The sequence below is a fragment of the Rufibacter tibetensis genome, from assembly GCF_001310085.1.
Lineage (GTDB): Bacteria > Bacteroidota > Bacteroidia > Cytophagales > Hymenobacteraceae > Nibribacter > Nibribacter tibetensis.
On the sequence record NZ_CP012643.1, the window covers coordinates 3,271,630 to 3,292,524 of the forward strand.

23 protein-coding genes are annotated in these 20,895 nt (G+C 48.8%); 12 read left to right on the top strand and 11 right to left on the bottom strand.

The features are described from left to right. The first annotated feature begins 53 nt into the window (after positions 1-53). On the top strand, positions 54-656 hold the full coding sequence (locus tag DC20_RS13380; protein WP_062544294.1) for a hypothetical protein: 603 nt from the start codon (positions 54-56) through the stop codon (positions 654-656). 104 nt (positions 657-760) lie between these two features. Here the strand turns inward: DC20_RS13380 and DC20_RS13385 are convergent, their stop codons facing one another. The 3 genes from DC20_RS13385 to DC20_RS23080 all read right to left on the bottom strand — a co-directional run bounded on the left by DC20_RS13385 (position 761) and on the right by DC20_RS23080 (position 1,726). Continuing rightward, positions 761-946 (bottom strand): hypothetical protein, encoded by a 186-nt coding sequence (locus tag DC20_RS13385; protein ID WP_062545955.1) that lies wholly within the window; start codon positions 944-946, stop codon positions 761-763. 196 nt (positions 947-1,142) lie between these two features. Then, positions 1,143-1,529: a hypothetical protein gene (locus DC20_RS13390; RefSeq protein ID WP_062544295.1), complete on the bottom strand. Its 387-nt coding sequence runs from the start codon at positions 1,527-1,529 to the stop codon at positions 1,143-1,145. Continuing rightward, on the bottom strand, positions 1,526-1,726 hold the full coding sequence (locus DC20_RS23080; protein WP_062544296.1) for a hypothetical protein: 201 nt from the start codon (positions 1,724-1,726) through the stop codon (positions 1,526-1,528). Before DC20_RS23080 ends, DC20_RS13390 begins: the two co-directional genes overlap by 4 nt. Before the next feature lie 59 nt (positions 1,727-1,785). On the opposite strand from DC20_RS23080, the gene DC20_RS13400 reads away from it, so the two are divergent. Continuing rightward, complete coding sequence (locus tag DC20_RS13400) at positions 1,786-4,053, top strand: Tex family protein (RefSeq protein ID WP_062544297.1); 2,268 nt, start codon at positions 1,786-1,788, stop codon at positions 4,051-4,053. 434 nt (positions 4,054-4,487) lie between these two features. Next, positions 4,488-6,050, top strand: a complete 1,563-nt coding sequence (locus DC20_RS13405; RefSeq protein ID WP_062544298.1) for a hypothetical protein — start codon at positions 4,488-4,490, stop codon at positions 6,048-6,050. A 368-nt stretch (positions 6,051-6,418) separates the two neighbouring features. Here DC20_RS13405 and DC20_RS13410 read toward each other — a convergent pair whose 3' ends face one another. Beyond that, positions 6,419-6,637: a hypothetical protein gene (locus DC20_RS13410; protein WP_062544299.1), complete on the bottom strand. Its 219-nt coding sequence runs from the start codon at positions 6,635-6,637 to the stop codon at positions 6,419-6,421. A gap of 446 nt (positions 6,638-7,083) precedes the next feature. On the opposite strand from DC20_RS13410, the gene DC20_RS13415 reads away from it, so the two are divergent. The 5 genes from DC20_RS13415 (at position 7,084) to DC20_RS13430 (ending at position 9,696) form a co-directional block, all read left to right on the top strand. Beyond that, on the top strand, positions 7,084-7,515 hold the full coding sequence (locus tag DC20_RS13415; protein ID WP_157593161.1) for a hypothetical protein: 432 nt from the start codon (positions 7,084-7,086) through the stop codon (positions 7,513-7,515). Between the two features lie 23 nt (positions 7,516-7,538). Continuing rightward, positions 7,539-7,730, top strand: coding sequence for a hypothetical protein (locus DC20_RS13420; RefSeq protein ID WP_062544301.1), 192 nt, complete (start codon positions 7,539-7,541; stop codon positions 7,728-7,730). A gap of 10 nt (positions 7,731-7,740) precedes the next feature. Further along, on the top strand, positions 7,741-8,001 hold the full coding sequence (locus DC20_RS13425) for a hypothetical protein (protein WP_062544302.1): 261 nt from the start codon (positions 7,741-7,743) through the stop codon (positions 7,999-8,001). Positions 8,002-8,136: 135 nt separating this feature from the next. Further along, complete coding sequence (locus DC20_RS23085; RefSeq protein WP_169788182.1) at positions 8,137-8,286, top strand: hypothetical protein; 150 nt, start codon at positions 8,137-8,139, stop codon at positions 8,284-8,286. 450 nt (positions 8,287-8,736) lie between these two features. Continuing rightward, positions 8,737-9,696: a bestrophin family protein gene (locus DC20_RS13430; protein ID WP_062544303.1), complete on the top strand. Its 960-nt coding sequence runs from the start codon at positions 8,737-8,739 to the stop codon at positions 9,694-9,696. Positions 9,697-9,824: 128 nt separating this feature from the next. Here the strand turns inward: DC20_RS13430 and DC20_RS13435 are convergent, their stop codons facing one another. Continuing rightward, complete coding sequence (locus tag DC20_RS13435) at positions 9,825-10,163, bottom strand: SPW repeat domain-containing protein (protein WP_083470324.1); 339 nt, start codon at positions 10,161-10,163, stop codon at positions 9,825-9,827. 532 nt (positions 10,164-10,695) lie between these two features. Here DC20_RS13435 and DC20_RS13440 point away from each other — a divergent pair. The 4 genes from DC20_RS13440 to DC20_RS13455 are packed head-to-tail and all read left to right on the top strand — an operon-like array spanning position 10,696 to position 13,671. Further along, entirely contained in the window at positions 10,696-12,021 is a 1,326-nt protein-coding gene (locus tag DC20_RS13440; RefSeq protein WP_062544305.1) for an inositol-3-phosphate synthase, read from the top strand. Between the two features lie 7 nt (positions 12,022-12,028). Continuing rightward, the gene (locus DC20_RS13445) at positions 12,029-12,487 is read left to right on the top strand and encodes a phosphatidylglycerophosphatase A family protein (protein WP_062544306.1); all 459 of its coding nucleotides are present in this window, start codon (positions 12,029-12,031) and stop codon (positions 12,485-12,487) included. Further along, positions 12,488-12,859, top strand: a complete 372-nt coding sequence (locus DC20_RS13450) for a GtrA family protein (RefSeq protein WP_062544307.1) — start codon at positions 12,488-12,490, stop codon at positions 12,857-12,859. Between the two features lie 32 nt (positions 12,860-12,891). Then, positions 12,892-13,671, top strand: a complete 780-nt coding sequence (locus tag DC20_RS13455) for a CDP-alcohol phosphatidyltransferase family protein (RefSeq protein ID WP_062544308.1) — start codon at positions 12,892-12,894, stop codon at positions 13,669-13,671. A 76-nt stretch (positions 13,672-13,747) separates the two neighbouring features. Here DC20_RS13455 and DC20_RS13460 read toward each other — a convergent pair whose 3' ends face one another. The 6 genes from DC20_RS13460 to DC20_RS13490 all read right to left on the bottom strand — a co-directional run bounded on the left by DC20_RS13460 (position 13,748) and on the right by DC20_RS13490 (position 20,786). Further along, on the bottom strand, positions 13,748-14,740 hold the full coding sequence (locus DC20_RS13460) for an alkaline phosphatase family protein (RefSeq protein WP_062544309.1): 993 nt from the start codon (positions 14,738-14,740) through the stop codon (positions 13,748-13,750). Positions 14,741-14,766: 26 nt separating this feature from the next. Continuing rightward, a complete protein-coding gene (locus DC20_RS13465) occupies positions 14,767-16,047 on the bottom strand; it encodes an exo-beta-N-acetylmuramidase NamZ family protein (protein ID WP_062544310.1) in 1,281 nt (426 codons plus the stop codon). Positions 16,048-16,143: 96 nt separating this feature from the next. Then, positions 16,144-17,949, bottom strand: coding sequence for a glycoside hydrolase family 3 protein (locus DC20_RS13470; RefSeq protein WP_071885460.1), 1,806 nt, complete (start codon positions 17,947-17,949; stop codon positions 16,144-16,146). 272 nt (positions 17,950-18,221) lie between these two features. Beyond that, positions 18,222-19,010 (bottom strand): dienelactone hydrolase family protein, encoded by a 789-nt coding sequence (locus DC20_RS13475; protein WP_062544312.1) that lies wholly within the window; start codon positions 19,008-19,010, stop codon positions 18,222-18,224. 212 nt (positions 19,011-19,222) lie between these two features. Further along, the gene (locus DC20_RS13485; RefSeq protein ID WP_062544314.1) at positions 19,223-20,050 is read right to left on the bottom strand and encodes a phosphatase PAP2 family protein; all 828 of its coding nucleotides are present in this window, start codon (positions 20,048-20,050) and stop codon (positions 19,223-19,225) included. A 277-nt stretch (positions 20,051-20,327) separates the two neighbouring features. Beyond that, on the bottom strand, positions 20,328-20,786 hold the full coding sequence (locus DC20_RS13490) for a DUF2059 domain-containing protein (protein ID WP_062544315.1): 459 nt from the start codon (positions 20,784-20,786) through the stop codon (positions 20,328-20,330). Positions 20,787-20,895: the final 109 nt, after the last annotated feature.

Here is a 20,895-nt window from a genome sequence, read left to right on the forward strand (position 1 = left end):
GGTAGGTTCTTTTTATTTACCCTTTAAACCCAACATTCTTAACCTTCTTCTCTATGAAAATCAAATCTTTACTGTTTCTTTTAGTTTGCGGTGTTACCAGTCAGTTCATGATTGGTTGTTCTTCTGGTCAATACTATGATTTCAGCACACCAGCAACTACTTATCATAAAGCCGCTCCCGCACCTGTTCAGGCCGCACAGGCAGAACAAGTTGATGCCGTTGCTCCTGCCCAAACTGCAGTTGTAGCCCAGGCAGAACAAGAGAAAGCACAAACGCCTCTGGCGGCGTCTACTCCTAAGGCTGCTCCAGCGTTAGAAGCCAACGCTGCTAAACCAGTAGCTTCCAGAGAAGTGGCTCGCACCGCTCCTTTAACTTCTACGGCAGTTGCTTCCGCATTGGAAGCCAATTCCAGCATGAAGGCAATGGCCAATGAGTTGGCTTCGGCTAAAAGCAAAAAAGAAGTGAAAATGGCCACCAAGAAAATCTTGCGGGAGGCCAAAGCCGCTAAGAAGGCTAACGCCTTAAATCAGTACGTTAAAATTGGTTTGGTTCTTTTGCTGGCTGGTGTGGTATTAGGGATACTAAGTGCTCCGCTTGGCACAGTAGTCGCCATTGTGGGTCTGGTCTTCATCATTCTCGGCTTACTTGAGTTGTAGATAGCCATAGGGAATTTCTCTATTAGTAACAACGGCACCGTCTCTACAGGCGGTGCCGTTGTTGTTTTAAAGCCATTTTAGAAAAAGAGGCCCTAAAAGGAAGGTTAGTCATCGTTCCGGTGGAGGTAATATAAGACGTACCCAAAAATGGTAATGGCTACCCTTATGGCCCACCCAATGGAGCGGCCCCAGTTATCTACCCATAAAAGGAGAAAGTGGTTTGCGCCAAAAGAAGCGACCAGCAGCGAAACCAAGCCAACCAGAAAGATGAGTAATCCTAAAAATTTCATAGGCAAGAGCGGTGTAGAGTGAATGCCGAAGATGAATATAAGAAAGATGTGCCTCACTCCTGAATTCCATACTGCGTTCACCTAAAATTTTGAATGCATGACATAAAAGGAAAGGGCTCTGTTTAGAGGCTGTTTATACAAAACAGCCTCTAAACAGAGCCCTCAGTATTTGAATGCTTATCCTTAAATGTATTTGCTAGTTGTTATACTCTTGCGGAACTCCGCCGGTGCCGGCTTGCGACGGGATGCCCAGTTTGCGTTCGCGTTGCTGTTGGTATTGCTGGAACTGCGTAATGGAAAGTACGCCTTTCAAAGACTCCAGACGAGTAGCGCTAATCAGGTCCATGGTAGCTTTCAACTGGCGCGGATCGCTTTTGTGGTCTTTCTTCGCCTTCTCCAACTGCTGGATGCTGGTCAGGTTAATGGCTTTCACCTTGGCGGCCTGGGCTGCATTCAGCTTCAGGTGCTGCGTCATGGTGGTGGTCATGTTCTGGGCACGGGTCTCAGGCGTAACCGCTCCGGTTTGGGCTTGGCTGGCGAGCGTGGTAAATACAAAAGCCAACAAGAAAATAATCCTCTTCATATTCGTTTAGGTGTTAATGCTTCAGGAAATAGGGAAGCCAGCATTGGTTCCCATACGCCGAAAACAAGGCCAATAGTTCCGGTCCCTGAGTGGCAAAGATACAAATACCGGGCCAGCTTCAACCTAACATCAGCTGCTAAAACCGTAGGTTTCGGGTGCAGGGTTTCCGCTAATTTCGCCTTATCTTTGAAATCCATAGTCTGCGGTTACAACGCAGCAAGAAAGTAACAGAGTCTTTTCAGAACGATTATTTAGCATGCCAGAAAACCATTTCAAGACGATTGCGGGGGAGCTGCAAGTAAACCAGAAACAAGTAGAAGCCACTGTGGCGTTGCTGGACGAGGGAGCCACCGTTCCTTTTATTGCCCGGTACCGCAAGGAAGTAACCGGTAGTTTGGACGAGGTAGCCATTGCTGCCATCAGGGACCGTGTAGAGCAACTTCGCGAACTGGACAAACGCCGCGAAAGCATCCTGAAATCTTTAAAAGACCAGGGAAAACTGACTCCAGAACTGGAATCCCAGGTACTGGCCGCCGAGACCATGGCCGTGCTGGAAGATATTTACCTGCCGTACAAACCAAAACGCCGCACCCGCGCCACCATCGCCCGTGAGAAAGGACTGGAGCCGCTGGCGCAAAGGTTGTTTGAGCAAGCCAACATGGACGTAGCTTCTGAGGCCGCCGCCTATGTGAGCGAAGAAAAAGAAGTAAAATCTACCGAGGAAGCCCTAGCCGGTGCCCGCGACATTATTGCCGAGTGGGTGAACGAAAACCCAGATGCCCGTGCCAACATCCGGAATTTGTTTGAGAAGAAAGGCGTGTTCAAAGCACGCGTGATCCCAGGCAAAGAAGAGGAAGGCCAGAAATACAAAGACTACTTTGAATGGGACGAACCCATTGAGAAAGCTCCTTCGCACCGAATCCTGGCCATGCGCCGCGGCGAAAAGGAGATGGTTTTGATGCTGGATGCCCAACCTGAGGAAGAAGCAGCTTTAGCCATTCTGGAAGATCAGTTTGTAACCGGTCATAACGCTGCCGCTGAGCAGGTGAGACTGGCTATCAAGGAAAGCTACAAGCGTTTGCTTCGCTTGAACATGGAAACCGAGGTGCGTCTTTCTTCCAAGAAACGCGCCGACGAAGAAGCCATTAAAGTATTCGCCGATAACTTAAGACCCATGCTCTTGTCTGCGCCGTTGGGGCAGAAACGCGTACTTGCCATTGACCCGGGTTTCAGAACCGGTTGTAAAGTGGTCGCACTGGATGAGCAAGGCAAACTGTTGCATTACGAAGCCATTTTCCCGCACAACGGTGCGCACCAAGCTACTACGGCCGGGCAACAGGTAATGGTTATGTGCCACAAATACCAGATTGAAGCCATTGCTATTGGTAACGGAACCGCTAGCCGCGAGACCGAAACCTTTGTACGTGGATTGGGCTTGCCCAATACCATTGCCATTGTCATGGTAAATGAAAGCGGTGCCTCCATCTACTCGGCTTCAGATGTAGCCCGCGAGGAGTTCCCCGACCAGGACATCACCGTTCGTGGTGCCGTTTCCATTGGTCGCCGGTTGATGGACCCATTAGCTGAATTGGTGAAACTGGACCCGAAATCCATAGGCGTAGGCCAGTACCAGCACGACGTGGACCAGAACGCCTTGAAGCATAGCTTGGATGACGTGGTAATGAGCTGCGTGAACGCCGTGGGCGTGGAGGTGAACACCGCCAGCAAGCAGTTGCTAACCTACGTTTCGGGCTTAGGACCGCAGTTGGCGCAGAACATCGTGGACTATCGCAACCAGAACGGACCGTTCAAAACCCGTAACGAACTACGCAAAGTTGCCCGTTTAGGTGATAAAGCCTTTGAACAAGCGGCCGGTTTCTTGCGCATCAGAGGGGGGAAACACCCACTAGATGCCAGTGCCGTGCACCCAGAGCGTTATGCCTTGGTGGAGCAGATGGCGAAGGACCTGGACGCTACCGTAGAGGACCTGCTGAAGAACGCAGAACTCCGCAAGAAGATTGACCTGAAGAAGTACGTGTCTGACACCGTTGGTCTGCCTACCCTGCAAGACATCCTGAGCGAATTAGCTAAACCAGGCCGTGACCCGCGCGAAAGCTACGAGGCATTCAGCTTCACTGAAGGCGTAAATGAGATCAAAGACCTTCGCACCGGCATGAAGTTGCCAGGCATTGTCACCAACATCACCGCCTTCGGGGCGTTTGTGGACATTGGGGTGCACCAGGATGGCTTGGTACACGTGAGTCACCTGTCTGACCGTTTTGTGAGTAATCCGCATGAGGTAGTGAAAGTAGGGCAGAAGGTAGAGGTAACTGTGCTGGAAGTGGAAGTTGGCCGCAAACGCATTGCTCTTTCCATGAAAGGTGATCCGCAGGCCGCTGCCCGTCCGAGCCGCGGCAATGACCGCAAGCCTGGTAATGCTAGTAATGGTAGCAGACGTGAAGCACCGAAAGAGGAAGAAGACATGGCTACTAAACTGAACAAGTTGAAGAACATGTTCCGGTAGTCTTCTTCTGATTGCTTGTTGTTTTAAAGAAGCCTTCGGGTGTTTGGTGGCCTTTTTTAAATGTGCTTCCTAAACGCCTGAGGGCTTCTCTATTTTCAAGGAGATCAGGTAGAGTGGTTATGGTATAATTAGAAGCAACAAGGCCTGGGCTATTCCAGATTTAGCTGCTTTTGTGTTTTAGCGGAGTATTGATTAATACAAAATTGGGGTAGGTGAGTGTGATGACACGTGCTAAAGGGAGGGTTGTTATTTATAGTTAAATTTTTAGAGGCTAGTGGTTATGTTTGTTGAAGAGGATTCATTCTAATTGAATGCTTTTATAGGATTAACTGAATTAGGGTGGTCTGTGAATAGTTAAATTTTTTGTGTATACATTAGTGATTTTTTTAAATTTATTCTTATTTTTATAAAGTATAAATTCATTATTTCAGCTTATGCAAAAACCTTTACTCCTCTTGCTGCTGGTGTTCTTTTCCTTGTATGCCCAGGCGCAAAAAGATACTTTACGCATCAAGAACATTTCTTACTCCTCGGGTTTTGAGGAAAAGTATTTTAAGGCCTTAGATAAAGGAGAGCAAAACAAGCTTGCACTATTACTGGCAGTTAATCCCTTCGTTACTGATAAGGAACTTGAATCAGCAGGGCAATCCATGCAGCGGCTTTACGCAGCTTTAGAGCTAAGCAAAATCAGGGAAAAGGCTTTGCCTAAGCAGGTGAAACTCATTTTTGATGTGGCGCACAGGCAGTTCCTGAAAAAATACGAGGAGGTCGCATCCTTTGACCAGATCATGAAAACGGGGACGTACAACTGTGTGAGTGCTACTGCCTTGTATGCGCTGGTGCTGGAGCATTATGGTATTGACTATGAGGTAAAGCAGCTGCCTACCCACGTCTACCTGGTTGCCGACCCCAAAGGAAGCAAGATCATGATGGAAACCACCAATCCTCTAGGCGGTTACTTTGTCCCAGATCCTAAGTTCAAGAAAAGCTATGTAGAATATCTACAGAAAGGCAAACTGGTGAGCGAAGAAGAGGTGCGCACTAAAGGGGTGGATGCGGTTTTCAACGAAAACTTCAAAGCCGATAAATCCATCAATTTCCAACAGTTGGTTTCCTTGCAGTATTACAATGAGGGTTTAAAGCAGTATGAAGATCAGGCGTATGAGAAATCTGGAAAAGCGTTTCAAAAAGCGTACCGGTTGCACCCATCGCACGAAACCCGCTACCTGCTTACTTCAGCCTTGGCGTTGCAAATGGAAGGGCTGAACTACGATAAAATGGAACAGGTAGACTTGTTGACCAGTTTCTACGCCATGCAACCAGGCGACGCCTACCGCGATGAATTCACCAATGATTTCAAGGTATTAACCCAAAAGCACTTATTAGATAAGCCTGATACTATCTTCTATAACAAGGTTTATGCAGCTTTCAAAAGCTCGGCCCGTGATAGCGTCTCTTATAAAGATATCGCGTACGTCTATAATTTTCACAACGGCAGGGTGAAGGCATTAAATAACCATTACGAGCAGGCCATGGCCTATTTCACCAAAGCGTACGGCTTCAATCCTGCTAGCACTGAGTTAACAGGCATGCTGAAATCAGTGATCTATGAGCAACTGAACCGGAACCGTTTCTCGGGCGATCTTTCCAAAACGCTGGAAAACTACCAGAAAAGCTTTCCCTTCCTGCAATCCGATCCGAACTACCATCATAATTCTATGTTAGCATACGCCAGAGCCATTCAGAACGCGTTCAATGCCGACAGCCGGACCGAAGGAAAGAAGTTGCTGCTTTCCCTGGAAGCCCTCTACAAGAAAGACAAAGGAGACTTCACCGAGCGAATGATGGGCGATTTATTCCTGGGAGCCTGTCAATCTTATTACCGGGCCAAAAGCGCACCCACTATGAAAGAGTTTGCGAAAAAAGGCTTAGCCTATGATCCAAGAAATGAAAGCTTGCGTCTGGTGGTTTCCATGCCTGCCAATACCAGGTTCTAATCCGCTTTAACCTTGAATAAGAAAAGGCGAGTGGTTTGCACTGGCCTTTTTTGTTTTGGTGCTTTTTAGCAAAAGAATGGTCTGAAGCAGAATCATCGCAGAAAGTCGCAGGTTCTCCCCTTGAGGGGAGGTAAAGAGGGGTTTTACACAGGAGAGTGCGTCTTCAGGAGCTAAGTACATAAACATCTACTCATAAGAGCAAAGAATGATCAGCAATGCCTGGATCGGCAGATGTAAACACCCCTCTAACTCCCCTCAAGGGGAGAATCTCCGTTTGGTGAATGATAAACCAGATGGAGGACATTTGAAGTGATTACCTGATTTAAGTGATTATCCTCTTTGAAAGATTCTCACTGCAAACAAAGCCTCTACTTTGCCTGCGTTGAAGAAGCCTTCTTGGGCTTGATCAGGTCCATGGTGAACTCCAGGTCTACATCCCGTTTCTGGATCAGATCTTCTGCGGTGTACGTAATAGGGTAGTCTGGCAGAATGCCCCGGTCTTTATAGGGATAGCCGGAAACCGCCATAAAGTAATTCCACTGCGGAATGGCTAGTTCAAGATCAGTATTGGCCAGTTTGACAGACAAGTGTAAACCGCTGGTATTCCGTAATAGCCACCGCCGTAGACATCTCTTGTAATGCGTTCCGGACTTATATCTATGGAAAACCAGGGCAGATAAACCAATTTCTGTTCGATTTGCCTTGGTAAAAGCCTCTGCTAAAATACTAAGCCCGTTTGGTAAACTGGTATAAGGTAACCAGAAGGTAAAATTTATCACAGTGAACAAGGTAAAGATTATTTCCTGCGTTAAGTAAATCAAGCTGAAACCCTGGACCAAGTCAAATCAGTAGAAGTCCGTATAATAGGAGCAGGAAAATACAGGAAAGGAGTATAGTACAATTACTTTATTTGATGTGTTCAAAACCCCGCCTTGCAGAATCCTGTTTAAACATAGGTTAGGAGGCTAGGAAAATGGGCTGTCTAGCTGGTGTAAACCAGTTTCAGGTAGCAACGCCTAACAAAAACAAAGAAATGGAAGAACCTGAACCATACTTACACCTGGAAACCGACCGGTTGCACCATTCTCTGGTGCTGCACTGGAATGGCTTTGTGCCTAGTGAAGTATACCGCGACGGGTTAATGGAAGCTATTCAGGACTCTAGGAAAGAAGGCATCCAGAGCTGGGTCATGAACATGAAACACATGAAGGTGATTCGGCAGGCCGATCAGGAATGGACCCTTTCCACGTGGTTTCCGCAGTTCCAGTTGCTGGGCGTGAAACGGTTAGCCTTTGTGGTCTCAGATGATATTTTCAACCAGATGGCGGTGAGTAGCATGATTGCTACCATAAGGCCCAGGTTCCACGCTGAGTTGGAGTACTTCCAGGAGCTGGACTCTGCCGTGCGGTGGGCCCAGGAAAATAAAGGCAGCCTTGGCGATTTACGTCTGTTTTCCGTAAAATAGGCCTAAATCACATTTTTCTCTGCATGAACATCCGTAAGAAAGTAAAAACAATCCTTCCCCTGGAAGGTGGCCGCTTTGTGGCCTTAGGCGTATTTGTGAAAGCCGCTGAGCAGGCAAAATGGTCAGACAACGAAATCCAATCAGTGATAGATGAAATAGTGGAAGCCGATGAAACTGAGGCGCTTTCCATCCTTCAATCGTACACCACCACCTAACCCAATCGCCATGCCCTTAAGCCCCAAGCTCGAAGCCAAACTAAGCAAACCGTTCGCCCCAGACAGCCGCATAGATGATGTGTTCGCAGGCAATGACATCACATTCATCACGGATGGGCAGGGCCACGCCATTACCTTATTCATTGGCAAGCGCAAGCCAGACGGCAGCATCAACGGTGAACGCTTTGTGCGGCGCCTCAAGTTTGAGGCCGATGGGGTGACCCTGAAAGCCAGCCACTGGGAAAACAAAGGCAAAGTGACCCGGTTCTGATTTGAGCCATTTTTTTTGCAAAAGCAACCCTAAACAGAAAATAAAATTTAGGGGCCTTTCACCAACTCCCAAAAGTAGCAGATAGAACAGCAGGTTACCTTCGGGGCGACCGGTGATTACAAAGGTATTTCCCTGGTGGGCAACACCGCTTGCTTTGTGCACAGCGACGGGAAAATTTTTGAAGTGACCAGCATCAACGCTCTAACGAATGAGGTAAAAGAATATGAGATGCCCTTAAAGGCTGAACATAAAGTGAAAGGGCTGGGTTATGATGCCAAAAACTAGCGCCTGCAGCTGGCTATTAAAGGTGAGGAACCGGGTGAACCGGCTTACAAAGGTGTTTACGGGTTTGATCTGGCATCTAAAAAATTATTGGCGGACCCGGTATTCAAGCTGAATCTGAAAGACCCACTGCTTCCGCAGGGCACCGCAAAAAGCCTGAGTAAAGTGTGATAGCCGTCAGAAATCGCCATCTGTCCGGTGACCGTCGACATTTACCTCATGGAAGCTTCTAACCCGCAGCTCTTTATCCTCAAACCAAACGGCAGCATCAAGACCCGGTACAAATTAAGTGATGCTGCTTTCTACAAACCAGAAGGAATTACGTTTAGCCCAAGCGGGGAGAGATGTATATCTCCAATGAGGGGAAAAAAGATCCCGGCAATATTCTGCTGGTGAAACTTAAGGAAACAAGATAAGTACTAAGCTGTTTCTGCTTCAATAATCATTTAGTATATGTTGGTTCGACGGAATCTGAAGTGGAGTGTCATTGCACATTATACCTGGAAGAGCATGCTGTATTACACGCTGCTCGCCATTGCGGTGTTCCTCCTGCATGATCATTTTGAAGTACTTAAGTTACACTTGCCTTTCAGCACCATCACGGCTTTAAGCACGGCTCTGGCTATTTTCCTGGGTTTCAAGAACAGCAACGCCTATGAACGCTGGTGGGAAGCACGCCAGATCTGGGGCCAGTTGGTGAACAGCAGCCGCGCCTGGTCAAGGCAGGTGGTGACCATGATCATTCCAGAGGAGTCGCATGAGGCGCAAATGGTGAAAGAACTGCAGGAGCGGTTGGTGTACCGGCATATGGCCTTTGTGCATGGGCTTCGGGTTTTCCTGCGCAAGCCTAAGCAATACAATGAAACCCGGCAGGAAGAAATCTACGAAGAAACCAACGAGTACTCAGACACGATGGCTTTCCTGTCGCCCAATGAGTACAAGATTTTCTGCCAGAAAAACAACCCGCCCAATTACCTGCTCAACCTGCAAGGCGATGACCTGAGAAGGGCCTATGACCGGGGCTGGCTTTCCGATTACAGGTTTGTTCAATTAGAGCAGACGCTGGTGGAGTTCAACAACGTTCAGGGCCGCAGCGAACGAATCAAGAACACGCCTTTCCCGCGGCAGTACAGTTTCTTTTCCAGGGTGTTTGTGTTCATCCATGCCTCTCTGCTTCCATTTGTGTTTGTGGAAGAAATTGGGTGGGCCAGTATGCCTGTATCGGTCATCATTTCCTTTGTATTCCTTTGCCTTGACTTAGTGGGCGAGCGCATGGAAGACCCGTTTGAAAACCGCTTGGAAGACGTGCCGCTCACTTCCATGTCTTTGGGCATAGAAACCAACCTCAAAGAACACTGGGGCGACAAGAACTTTCCGGCTTCAAAAGATATGTCCAAGGGCATTGTGCTGTAAAGCTTGTTTATGTTTTTAATAGAAAACTGAGGAGTAGGTTTAATGGCTGTTTTCTGGAAAAGGTAAAAAGCGAGCGGCTCCTTTGTGTCATCACAAAGGAGCCGCTCGCTTTTCAATAGCTCAGGAAATTACCTGGATCTTGAAGCTTCCATGGCTGGGGTCATGCGCGTCATAACGGCTTGTCCCACAATCAAGAGACCTACAATGAAGTGAGGTTCCCAGATGTAGTCATGGAAGAAGAACAGCCAGGGAGACAAAGCCAGCAGAAAGCCGATGGCCAGGTCACTGATGATGTGTGCCGGCATGGGAATCACCTTCATAGCTCCGGTTTCATTTTTAGTCATGAGCGCCTGAACCAGAATCACGGCTCCAATCCCTATGGGAAGGTAGCTTTCAATTCCGCCTCTGTAGAAGCCAAACACCCAGGGCGATGCAATCAATAGAATGGCAATGAGATAGTCCATCATTCCGTGGACACTGGTTGGTATAATCCGCATAAAAACCTCCTTTGTAAAAACGTAAACGTATCTTTTTATACGCACCTGAAGGAGGTTGGCTGATAGAGTTTATACTGATTTTCAAGTGTTTATAAGGAATAAATACTTACCTGAGGCATTTTGTATGCGGAATGGTGTCCTTTTAAAACCAAATATGGAATGAAGCCACCAAAGCAGATATCGTATTGTGCCACTTATGGGTACTTGAGTCTACCTATTTTAAAAATATTCGTATAGGCTGCAGGCTTAGGCTCTTACCTGCCACTTTAGGGTGGTGCTGCCTCCGATCTCTTACAATTTCTTTTTGTGCTTGTTTTTTCATAAAAGCTACAAAACCAAATAGATACAAAAACTTTCTATATATTAGATTTGGTATGTAGTATTAATGCAGTAAGTTATAGGAAAAATACTGAATTGAGGTTGGAAAGAAATTAGATAAATTAACCATAAAGTTTACGGGTATACTAAGCGTACCTATTCATCAAGTTAAAACACTATACATATGGACTACGAAGTGAAAGGGGCGGAGGGGAAGTTAGGAATTTTGATCCCGGGGTTAGGGGCAGTGGCCACCACGTTTATAGCCGGGGTAGAGGCGGTCAAGAAAGGACTGGCCAGCCCGGTAGGGTCACTCACCCAAATGGGCCGCATCAGGTTGGGCAAGCGGACTGAAGGTCGTTTCCCGCTTATCAAGGACTTTGTGCCCTTGGCCGGACTGGAGGATATTGTCTTCGGGGGCTGGGACGTGTACGCCGACAATGTGTTTGAAGCCGCGGTTAACGCTAAAGTTCTAGAGCCTATGCTGCTGCACGCCGTAAAGCCCGAGTTGGAAGCCATAGTGCCCATGAAAGCGGTATTTGACCAGGCCTATGCCCGTAACCTGGAGGGAACAAACGTCAAGGAAGGCGCAGACAAAATGGAGTTGGCCGAAGCCCTGATGGAAGACATCCGGAACTTCAAGGAAGCCAATGGCTGTGACCGTTTGGTGATGGTATGGTGCGGTTCTACGGAGATTTATATTGAGGAGTCTGAGGTACACCAAACCATTGAGGCATTTGAACAAGGCTTACGTGACAATGATCCACAAATAGCACCCAGCATGGTGTACGCGTATGCTGCCGTGAAAATGGGCGTTCCTTTCGCCAATGGAGCTCCTAACTTAACGGTTGATATTCCGGCCATTGTAGAGCTGGCCAAAGAGAACGACATCGCCATCTCGGGTAAAGACTTTAAAACGGGCCAGACCTTGATGAAAACCATTCTTGCCCCGGGTCTGCATGCCAGAGCCTTGGGTGTGAAAGGTTGGTTCTCTTCCAATATTCTGGGTAACCGTGACGGCTACGTACTGGATCACCCGGAAAACTTCAAGACCAAAGAAGTTTCCAAATTGAGCGTGCTGGACGAAATCTTCAAGCCAGAGGCTAACCCAGAACTGTATGGGGACATGTACCACAAGGTACGCATCAACTACTACCCTCCGCACGGTGACAACAAAGAAAGCTGGGACAACATTGACATCTTCGGGTGGCTGGGCTACCAGATGCAGATCAAAATCAACTTCCTGTGCCGTGACTCTATTCTGGCCGCGCCGTTAGTGTTAGACCTGGCCCTGTTCACTGATCTGGCGCAACGCGCCGGCATGAGTGGAATTCAGGAATGGTTGTCTTTCTATTACAAATCACCGCAAACTGCCGAGGGCTTGCCACCAGAGCACGATATCTTCAAACAACTCATGAAAATGCAGAATACCCTGCGCCACATGATGGGCGAAGACCTGATCACGCACCTGGGCCTGGACTATTACCAGGACCTGGTAGACACCTTGTAGGGCCTCAGTGATAGAAGTACATAAACTCATTTCCTCCGGCCTGGGCATTGGGTACGTAGGCAAAGGAGGCGGAACGGTTGCTGCCATAGCCACCTGCCTTCTTTGGTACCTGCTGCAGGCTGGCGGGGAAATGAGCTTGCCTGCCCAACTTATTTGCGCGCTGCTGTTGACAGTAGTGGGCATTTGGTCGGCAGACCAGGTAGAGCCTTTGTGGGGGAAAGACGACAAAAAGGTAGTTATTGATGAGGTAGCAGGCATGTGCCTTGCTTTGGTGGCGATACCATTGACCCTTCCTCATGTACTAGCTGGCCTGGTGTTGTTCCGTTTTTTTGATATACTCAAACCGCTGGGCATCAGGAGGGCCGAGCAGGTGAGAGGTGGTTGGGGCGTCATGTTAGATGACGTGCTGGCCGGTATTTGCGCCAACCTCCTGCTTCAAGTAATCATGTACTTTACACAATTTTAGATGCTCACTTTTCTAAAGGCACAAACGGCCTCTGTGGGCGCCACAGTAGTTGATTTCGTGGTCACCGTATTGGCCGTGGAGTTCTTCGGGTTATGGTATGTGATGGCAAACCTGATTGGAACTGTCTCAGGGGGCATTACCCATTTTGCGTTGGGTAGAACCTGGGTTTTCCATTCAGAGAACCCTAATGTAAAAGCACAAGCCATCCGCTACTTCCTCATCTGGAACGGAAGCCTGGTGTTGAATGCGGTAGGTATCTTCCTGATTACCCATTACAGTGGTATCAGCTATATCATCTCAAAAGTGATCACGTCTATTGTAGTGGGCATTGGCTACAATTACGTCATGCAGAAGAGCTTTGTGTTTAAATAAACTATTTTCTCTACCCCTCAGATAGATAGCACATGGAAGCAAGAGAAAGAATTGCCCTGACCACTACCGTGAAAGCGAAAGCTCCCGGCGAGAAGGCCTGGAAAGTTTTCCTGCAGCAGGGTATCTACAAGATCGTGAACCCGTTTGTGCGGCTGTTGATCAAACTGGGCTTTACGCCCAATGCGGTCACCACCACCGGGTTTATCATGAACGTAGGCGTAGCCGTCATCTTTGTGGTAGGGGGCGAAGACGAGAACCGAAACGATCTGTCTTACGTGGGCTGGGCCGGATTCCTGATCATGATGGCTGGTCTGTTTGACATGCTGGATGGGCAGGTGGCCCGCATGGGCAACATGGGATCTACCTTCGGAGCTCTGTTTGACTCAGTGCTGGACCGGTACAGTGAGCTGATCATGTTTCTGGGCATCTGCTACTACCTCATGGCCCACCATTACTTTCTGAGCTCGTTGTTTGCGTTCATTGCCATGATCGGTTCCATGATGGTGAGTTACACCCGCGCCCGCGCGGAAGGACTGGGGGTAGAATGCAAGGGGGGGTTCTTCCAGCGGCCCGAACGTGTGGTACTGATTGCTTTGGCCGGAATGTTCTGTGGCCTTACCGCCTCTTTGATTGGGGCCGATTACAAACTCTACATTCCCGGCATTCCGTTCCACGTGTTTGAGACCATGTCTGTCTTCACCATTCCCATTACCGTGTTGGCTATTTTTACCAACGTGACGGCCATTACCCGCCTGATGCAAGCCAGGCATGCCATAGAAGCCAAAGAAAGAAGTCAGGCTTTGAAGCCGTAAGAAAACTTCTTGTAGTCATCTCTTGAATAAAGCGATTAGGGCCTGTTTTCCAGAAAACAGGCCCTAATCGCTTTATTTATTCTCCTAAGTGAACGTGCTCCTGAAACAGCTCCGTCATGGGTTCACCGTCTCGCTTTGGAATAGGGAAACCGAGCAATTCAGCAATGGTAGCGGCCACATCTGCCTGAGAGCGGGGCTGAGTAACTGTTTTTCCGCGCTTTAGATCAGGCCCCAGCGCTAAAAGGCTGATGTGCCGGCAGCCCTCACAATTATCGCCGTGGCTCTCAAAGTTCTTGCCTGTATGTCGGCCGTGGTCGTTGGTGATGAGGAGGGTGGTGTTGTTCTGGTACTGCGGTTGTTTTTGGAGCCATTTCCACAAATCGGCCACTAAACGATCGCTTTGCCTGATGGCTTTGAGGTAGCCGTTCCAGTTACCGGCATGGGCTTCAGAATCTGGTTCGCGCAGGTTAATGAGCATCAGTTTTGGTTGGTGCCGGCTTAATACCTGTTTGGCTACTCTAATGGTAGTAGTGTCATCACGGTAGCCAGTGCCTAAGCCCTTGATCCCGCTGTTGACCGATGGCGCAAAGGCAGCGGCGGAGTCTGAACTGTATGTGCGGGCCAGAACCTCAAGTTTGTCTTTACTGGTAACTACCCAGGCATCCGTAGCAGGGGCGCCCGTATGCTGGCGGTAATAATGAAAGACAGACGGAAATCTGGGCAGCTCATCGCCATTGTTCTTTATTTTTTGGTGATACCCAGTGGTGAGCGCCACATGCCCGGGGTTGGTCAAGGTAACGCCTTGGTTGTAAAACTGCGGATTGAATACACCTTGGGGCGCTAAATAACGGGCCATGTTGGGAATATTAGAGAACGTGGAGTCCCCCCAAGAGTCTGAGTACCGCACTCCGTCAATCACCACCAGAATCACGTGCTGGGTAGCGTACGTTTGAGAGGGTTTCTGCAGGGGAGTTGACCCTGCCCTGCTGGAGGGGGAAGAAGACTGACAGGCGCCAAAAAGGCAAATAAGAAAAAAAGTAAAGAGGCGACTTAAAAACCGATAAATCATGCAACTGAAAAAATGGTGTCTGGCTACTATTTATAGAGCAGGTATTTTGCTCTAACAGTTTTAAAGTAAGCAAGTTCCTCCGCCCAGGTTTTAATAATATCCTGAGGGGCGGCACCAGCCTGGAGCTGCTTACGGGTGACATCGGTTTTCCAAAGGCCATCCAGGCGGCTGTTCTTCCATTCCAGTTGGGCAGGGTAGAGCGTTTTCAAAGCATGCATGATGTACACCGTGGCTTTGGCAGATTCAAACTTGTTTCTATCGGTTACCACCGCCTGCGCTCCGTAGCAGGTTTGCCCCACGAACTTGGGCGGATAAATCCGGATGCCGTCTACCACGCTGTCGGGTTTGAAGGAGGCGGGTTTGAAGGTGATGCCAGCCAATTTGTAGCTGTTCAGTTGTTTGGCCAGTTTCTCCCCGTCTATCCAGGGCGCGCCAATAAACTCAAAGGGCTGCATAGTGCCTCTACCTTCTGAGACATTGGTGCCTTCCAGAACACACATGGCGGGGTAGAGGGTAGCGGTGGTGAGATTGATCATGTTGGGCGAAGGCTTGATCCAGGGCAAACCGGTCTGGTCAAACCACTGGCTTCGGATGTAGTGGCGCATGGGCACCACCATCAACTCGGCTTGCGGTAGCTTTTTGGCGGCACGTTCTCCGTTGAACATCTTGGCCAATTCGCCTACCGTCATGCCATGGGTGATAGGCAGGAAGTTGGGGCTGGTAACCGGTGCTTTGGCGTTTCTGCCTACGCCGCCGTCCACATACAGGCCGGTAATGGGGTTAGGCCGGTCCAGCACAATCATCAGTTTCTTGTTTTCCGCGGCGGCTTCCATCACGGCAGTCATGGTGGCGATGTATGTATAGTAGCGGGCTCCTACATCCTGGATATCGAAAATCAGCACGTCCACGTCCTTCAGCATTTCAGGCGTGGGCTTACGGACGTTCCCGTACAGCGATATTACTTTCAATCCGGTTTTCTTGTCTACCTCGTTGGCCACGTGCGTGTCTGCCTCGCCCCGTATACCGTGTTCGGGACTGAACAATTTGACCACCTTTACGTCTGAGCGGGCGTGCAGCAAATCCACAATATGGCCCTTGTCTGGCATAATGCCCGTATGGTTGGTCAGGATGGCTACCCGGCGGTTCTGTATGAAAGGAAGAAACTCTGGCGTTACCAACCGCTCAATGCCAATGATCACCCGGTTAGCCGGGGAGGTGGCTTTTGGAGTTTGCGAGAAAGCAGGGGCAAACCCTGGTAATAAAGTAATTAATAGAAAGAAAGTTAAGAAGGAGAGACATGTCTTCATCTTCCCAAGATAGCAAAAGAAGCGCAGGTTTTCCAGAAGAAGGTGCGGGCTGTTTAGGCCGTATTTTAGAAAACCAGACCTAAAACAAACGCAGGATTATAGCCCATCACCGTACTTAAAATGGGAATTCACGGTAACAGGTAATTTGCCTTGAGGTGTCAACTCGCCTATCAGCAATTTGGCGGCAGCGGCCTGTACCGCGGGTAATTGCTGGTACCCCACCAACAGTGCACTGGCCTCGTGAATGTTTTCAAACCGGTTGAGGGTATAAGCATTGTCAAACAACACCACCACGCATCTTTTCTTCCGGATGAGTTCGTTTACCAATGCTCTTTCCTCGGGAGTAAAACCCAGGTTATTGCTGGGCCTGATGCTGGGGCCATAGATACTGATCAACAGCAAGTCATACTTCAGTAATTCCTTCCGGAGTTTTTCTAGATCTTTTTTATTGGTTTTGCGAGGCAAAAAGAAATCTGTGGTGGTGAGAGAGGCCTTAATTTTCTGTTGGAAAAAAGTGCTTCTATTGCCGCCTAATGCCAGACTTGCCACTTTCCGGCGCTTCTTTTCTTCCAGCGGAATTAGTTTCCGTTTGTTCTGGAGCAGGGTAAGCGAGCCTTCGGCCAGATTGCGCAGCATTACGTGCGCGTGCGGGGCATGCAGGTCTTTGTACAGACTGTCTATTTCAATGGGTTTGTACTTGTTCAGGCCTAACCAGTATTTAGCGGCCAACACCTTTTTGCACCGACGGTCTATCTCTTTCTGGCTAAGCCTGCCCTGCCTGATCGCGGCTTTGATAGCGGCCAATGCTTTGGGTACGTTCACTAAACGCTCCAGCACATCGTTACCGGCCTCTAAAGCCATGACTTCGGCCTCGCCGGGAGCGAAGTATTTGGTCACACCTTTCATGACCATAGCGTCTGTGAAGATAAGCCCCGCGTACCGGAATTCTTTTTTCAAAATGCCGGTCACAATGGGTTTGGACAGAGTGGCTGGTAAGTTGGCGGTAGAGTCTAATTTAGGTAAATGAATGTGACCCACCATCACACCGCCCACCCCGCTTTGAATAAGATGCCGAAAGGGGTGCAGTTCTAAAGAATCAAGCCGGTTACGGCCATAGGGAATTACGGGCAGATCCAGGTGAGAGTCAACTTCGGTATCACCATGACCAGGAAAGTGCTTGGCCACGGCAATAATGCCGTTGTCCTGCATGCCCATCATCTGGGCCAGACTTTTAGAGCTTACATCGTCTTTATTTTCCCCGAAAGACCGGTAACTGATGATAGGGTTCTTGGGGTTGTTGTTCACGTCTACCACCGGGGCGAAATTTACGTGCATGCCCATGCGGGTGAATTCATGCCCCATTTCTACGCCCATCTGGTAAATGAGACTGTCATTGTTGATGGCGCCCAGCAACATGGGCAATGGGTATTGCATGGCGCTGTCCATGCGCATGCCAATACCATTCTCGGCGTCCATGCCAATCCAGAGAGGAATCTTAGAGGCGGCCTGTAACCGGTTTGTCATTTTAGCCTGCCGTATGGGCCCACCCTGGAAGAAAATCAGTCCACCTACTTTGTACCGCCTGATGAGTAACCGTACGTCCTCCTCGTGCTGGGCTCCTTGGTTAGAGAACACCTCAATCATCATGAGTTGCGTGATGCGCTCATCTGGTGTCATGCGCCTGAACACTGAATCTACCCACTTGTTTTTGCGGTTAAGGGCGGTGATCAGGGCATTAGGGTATTTGATGGTGTCCTCCGGGGAGATAGGCTGCGGTTTGAAGACCACTGTGTCATCTGCGTGCGGATCTTTCTTTTTACACGCAGAAAACGTGAGGCCTGCCAACAGCACCACTAGCAAACAGACAAAAAGGGAAGGTTTTAGACGATTGGTTGAGAACATAGGTAACAAGCGATAATCTATCTCTAAGGGCTGCTCTGCAGAGAAGACCTTAGAAAGCCCTTACCTTACGGCATAAGACCGAGATGGTTGATGTGGCGGACAGAAGTACCCAGAAGAAACAGGGCTTAGTTCTGTAAGTGCTTCTAAGATAGAAGCGAAAGGTATGGTTTTCTTTCTCAACTGCAGAACAAAGTAGAAAGTACTTAAAACAAAAACGCCTTTGCCGGAAGTATTCCAGCAAAGGCGTTTATTAGAGGTAAATTGCTTTGAGCTTACTTTTTGAAAATCTCCCCGAAAAACTGCTTCATAGCTTCCCAGGACCTGCGGTCAGCCGCTGCATTGTAAGCAGCTCCTTTTTTGATGTCTGACCCAGCTTCAGGATTGGTGAAAGAATGGACAGCGTTGCTGTAGGCAATGAATTGGTAATCCACGTTAGCATCGTTCATTTCTTTGAAGAAAGCATCTACCTCGGCTTTGGGTACGAAGGGATCAATGGCGCCGTGGGCCACTAACACTTTGGCTTTGATGTTCTTGGCATCGGCTGGAGAGGGAGTAGCCAAGCCTCCGTGGAAACTTACCACACCGGCTACATCGGCGCCGCTCCGGGCCAATTCCAGCACGGTGGTGCCGCCAAAGCAGTACCCAATGGCTGCCACTCTGGAGGCATCTACGTTGGGTTGTTTTTTGACCTGGGCTAAGGCCGCATTGACGCGCTGGCGTAGCAAAGGCACGTTGTTTTTGTATTTGCCGGCTTCAGCGGCAGATTCCTGTGGGGTTTTAGGTCTCACACCTTTGCCGTAGATATCAGCTGCAAAGGCTACGTAGCCCATTTTGGCCAACTGTTCACACCGTTTCCGGGTGTAATCACTAATGCCGTTCCACTCGTGCACCACCAGTACTGCCGGAAGTTTGCCTTTCTTAGAGGCGTCATAAGCAAGGTAACCCTCTAAGGTGGTGGTTCCTTCTTTATATTCTACCACCTGGGTTTTGATTTGTTGGGCCTGAGCCGATACTGCCATAAAGGTTAACAGGAAAGCAAAAGCAAAAGAAAGCTTATTCATAAACGAGGTTGGGTTTAAAGTGGTGATGTAGCCTCTCTATCGTGAATCGTAATCAGAAAGGTGAGCAAAACTTCACGGTGGTGGCAGTTTCGCCTTGCATCGGCTTAGAGAGTAACTCCGTTGCCTCTGGAATGGTTTTGAGACGCCGCTTTCTTTTGAGAAACCAGGTGCCTGGTTGATAGCAGATCTTTACCTCAAAGAGAATAAAACCATCAAAACCGTAGGGAGGCATTCAAGCCAGCTCCGCCGTTATGCCATGCCGGAGAGACAACCCAGCTTCTTTTATTGATGGCCTTCTTTACCCTGTGATACCCCCAGTAGGTGGCTTTGCCGGTAAGGTAACCCAGGGCAGCCCCAGCCAGGACATCAGAAGCCCAGTGTTTGTTGTCATTGATGCGGGACAAACCCACCAACGTGGCTAAGCCGTAGGCCGCCTGAGGCACCCAGTGGTTGTCTTGGTACACAGAGGCAATGGCGGTAGCCGCGGCAAAGGCGTTAGAGGTATGCGAGGAGGGAAAGGAAGTGTTTTGGCCATCACCATTTGGGCCTTCAAACAAGTGGCTGTCATTTGTGCTGCTAGGCCGATGCCTTTGAAAAGTTTTCTTCAATTTGTCAGTGGCCAGGGCATTCAGGTAAAAGCTACCTAACCCCACAATGGCCGCCTCTTTCATTTTGGGGCGTTTAGCCAAAGCACCCACTGTGAACATGGTCGCAAAAGTAGCTTGTATGGGCAGGGCAGTGCCCATGGGGTCCAGCACCTTGGCTGCATTGTTAGAGGCCGAGGTCCTGCTCTGCTGCGCCAGGTACTGAATGTGCCTGTCTAAACGGTTATAAGAATGGATAAACATACCCGTCACCACCAGGGCAGTGGAGGATTTAAGCAGGAATCTTCGGTGCTGCTTCACCCATGAGGGTTTGGGTTGATAGAGGGTGAAGGTAGTGTCTTTTGGTTCTTGGAGAGGAGTTGAGTTAAAAGAGTCGGCAACTACAGATGCTCTGAAAAGGCAAAGCAACGCTACTATGAGCAGGAACAGGCGCATAAGAACTTAAGAGTCAAAAGAGTAGAAGATGTTTTTTGAAGGCTATTCCTCCTCTTTTAGTTTCATGATGCTCAGTATTTACTTATAAAATTTGCCTCCTTCTTAGTTGGGTAGCTACAAGGTGTAACTTCTTTTATCTTAAGGGAATAGCATTTAAGAAAGGCGGGGGAGAAAGCAGATTTTAGAGTCTGTTTTCAGGAAAGGGGCATAAAACAGGCGGGCTCCTCTTTTAGTGAGGAGCCCGCCTGTTTTACTTAACACTGTGGTTGATGGGGATTTAATTATCGCCTTGCATTTTATTCTGAATGGCTTGCTGCAGTTCCATCATGTGCGGCTCTACTTTGGCCTGGCCAATCTGTGCACTTTTCATAGTGATGACAGACTGTTTCTGGGCCATTTTCTTGCCCACTGGGGTAAGGTAAAATGCATTCAGTTCTTTCAGTTCTTTCTCAGTGAATTCATCCATGTATAATTTGATAAGGTCGCCTTTCACGGCATCCCAGTTCATGTACTTGGAAAAGAAGGACCGCACTTCCACCTCGGCCGCTTTCATGGCCGGAACCTGTTCCATTTGCATGGTCAGCATCTGTTGAAGGTTGTCGTCAATGGTTTTGGGGCTGCCCATGGTTAAGAGCAGAGTTTCGGCGGCTTTGTAATGGCTGCTCTGAGTTTGTGCCATGGCACTGCCTGCTGAAACCACCAGCAGAAACACCCAAAGAGAGAATATCTTTTTCATTTTAGAGGGTTGATTAGGCTCCTAATTACGTAAGGGGCTGCAGAATAACCAGCATAGCCCAGTATTTATTTTGGAGAGCCATAGAGGTAGTAAACCACGGGAAACTACT

What these genes read in the sequence shown, in the direction of transcription:
- DC20_RS13470 (WP_071885460.1), bottom strand. Translation starts at nt 17,949, where the DNA reads ATGTTCTCAACCAATCGTCTAAAACCTTCCCTTTTTGTCTGTTTGCTA.
- DC20_RS13465 (WP_062544310.1), bottom strand. Translation starts at nt 16,047, where the DNA reads ATGAAGACATGTCTCTCCTTCTTAACTTTCTTTCTATTAATTACTTTA.
- DC20_RS13435 (WP_083470324.1), bottom strand. Translation starts at nt 10,163, where the DNA reads ATGATGGACTATCTCATTGCCATTCTATTGATTGCATCGCCCTGGGTG.
- DC20_RS13400 (WP_062544297.1), top strand. Translation starts at nt 1,786, where the DNA reads ATGCCAGAAAACCATTTCAAGACGATTGCGGGGGAGCTGCAAGTAAAC.
- DC20_RS13475 (WP_062544312.1), bottom strand. Translation starts at nt 19,010, where the DNA reads ATGAATAAGCTTTCTTTTGCTTTTGCTTTCCTGTTAACCTTTATGGCA.
- DC20_RS13405 (WP_062544298.1), top strand. Translation starts at nt 4,488, where the DNA reads ATGCAAAAACCTTTACTCCTCTTGCTGCTGGTGTTCTTTTCCTTGTAT.
- DC20_RS23080 (WP_062544296.1), bottom strand. Translation starts at nt 1,726, where the DNA reads ATGGATTTCAAAGATAAGGCGAAATTAGCGGAAACCCTGCACCCGAAA.
- DC20_RS13450 (WP_062544307.1), top strand. Translation starts at nt 12,488, where the DNA reads ATGCTCACTTTTCTAAAGGCACAAACGGCCTCTGTGGGCGCCACAGTA.
- DC20_RS13490 (WP_062544315.1), bottom strand. Translation starts at nt 20,786, where the DNA reads ATGAAAAAGATATTCTCTCTTTGGGTGTTTCTGCTGGTGGTTTCAGCA.
- DC20_RS13425 (WP_062544302.1), top strand. Translation starts at nt 7,741, where the DNA reads ATGCCCTTAAGCCCCAAGCTCGAAGCCAAACTAAGCAAACCGTTCGCC.
- DC20_RS13455 (WP_062544308.1), top strand. Translation starts at nt 12,892, where the DNA reads ATGGAAGCAAGAGAAAGAATTGCCCTGACCACTACCGTGAAAGCGAAA.
- DC20_RS13385 (WP_062545955.1), bottom strand. Translation starts at nt 946, where the DNA reads ATGAAATTTTTAGGATTACTCATCTTTCTGGTTGGCTTGGTTTCGCTG.
- DC20_RS13380 (WP_062544294.1), top strand. Translation starts at nt 54, where the DNA reads ATGAAAATCAAATCTTTACTGTTTCTTTTAGTTTGCGGTGTTACCAGT.
- DC20_RS13420 (WP_062544301.1), top strand. Translation starts at nt 7,539, where the DNA reads ATGAACATCCGTAAGAAAGTAAAAACAATCCTTCCCCTGGAAGGTGGC.
- DC20_RS13390 (WP_062544295.1), bottom strand. Translation starts at nt 1,529, where the DNA reads ATGAAGAGGATTATTTTCTTGTTGGCTTTTGTATTTACCACGCTCGCC.
- DC20_RS13440 (WP_062544305.1), top strand. Translation starts at nt 10,696, where the DNA reads ATGGACTACGAAGTGAAAGGGGCGGAGGGGAAGTTAGGAATTTTGATC.
- DC20_RS13415 (WP_157593161.1), top strand. Translation starts at nt 7,084, where the DNA reads ATGGAAGAACCTGAACCATACTTACACCTGGAAACCGACCGGTTGCAC.
- DC20_RS13485 (WP_062544314.1), bottom strand. Translation starts at nt 20,050, where the DNA reads ATGCGCCTGTTCCTGCTCATAGTAGCGTTGCTTTGCCTTTTCAGAGCA.
- DC20_RS13460 (WP_062544309.1), bottom strand. Translation starts at nt 14,740, where the DNA reads ATGATTTATCGGTTTTTAAGTCGCCTCTTTACTTTTTTTCTTATTTGC.
- DC20_RS13430 (WP_062544303.1), top strand. Translation starts at nt 8,737, where the DNA reads ATGTTGGTTCGACGGAATCTGAAGTGGAGTGTCATTGCACATTATACC.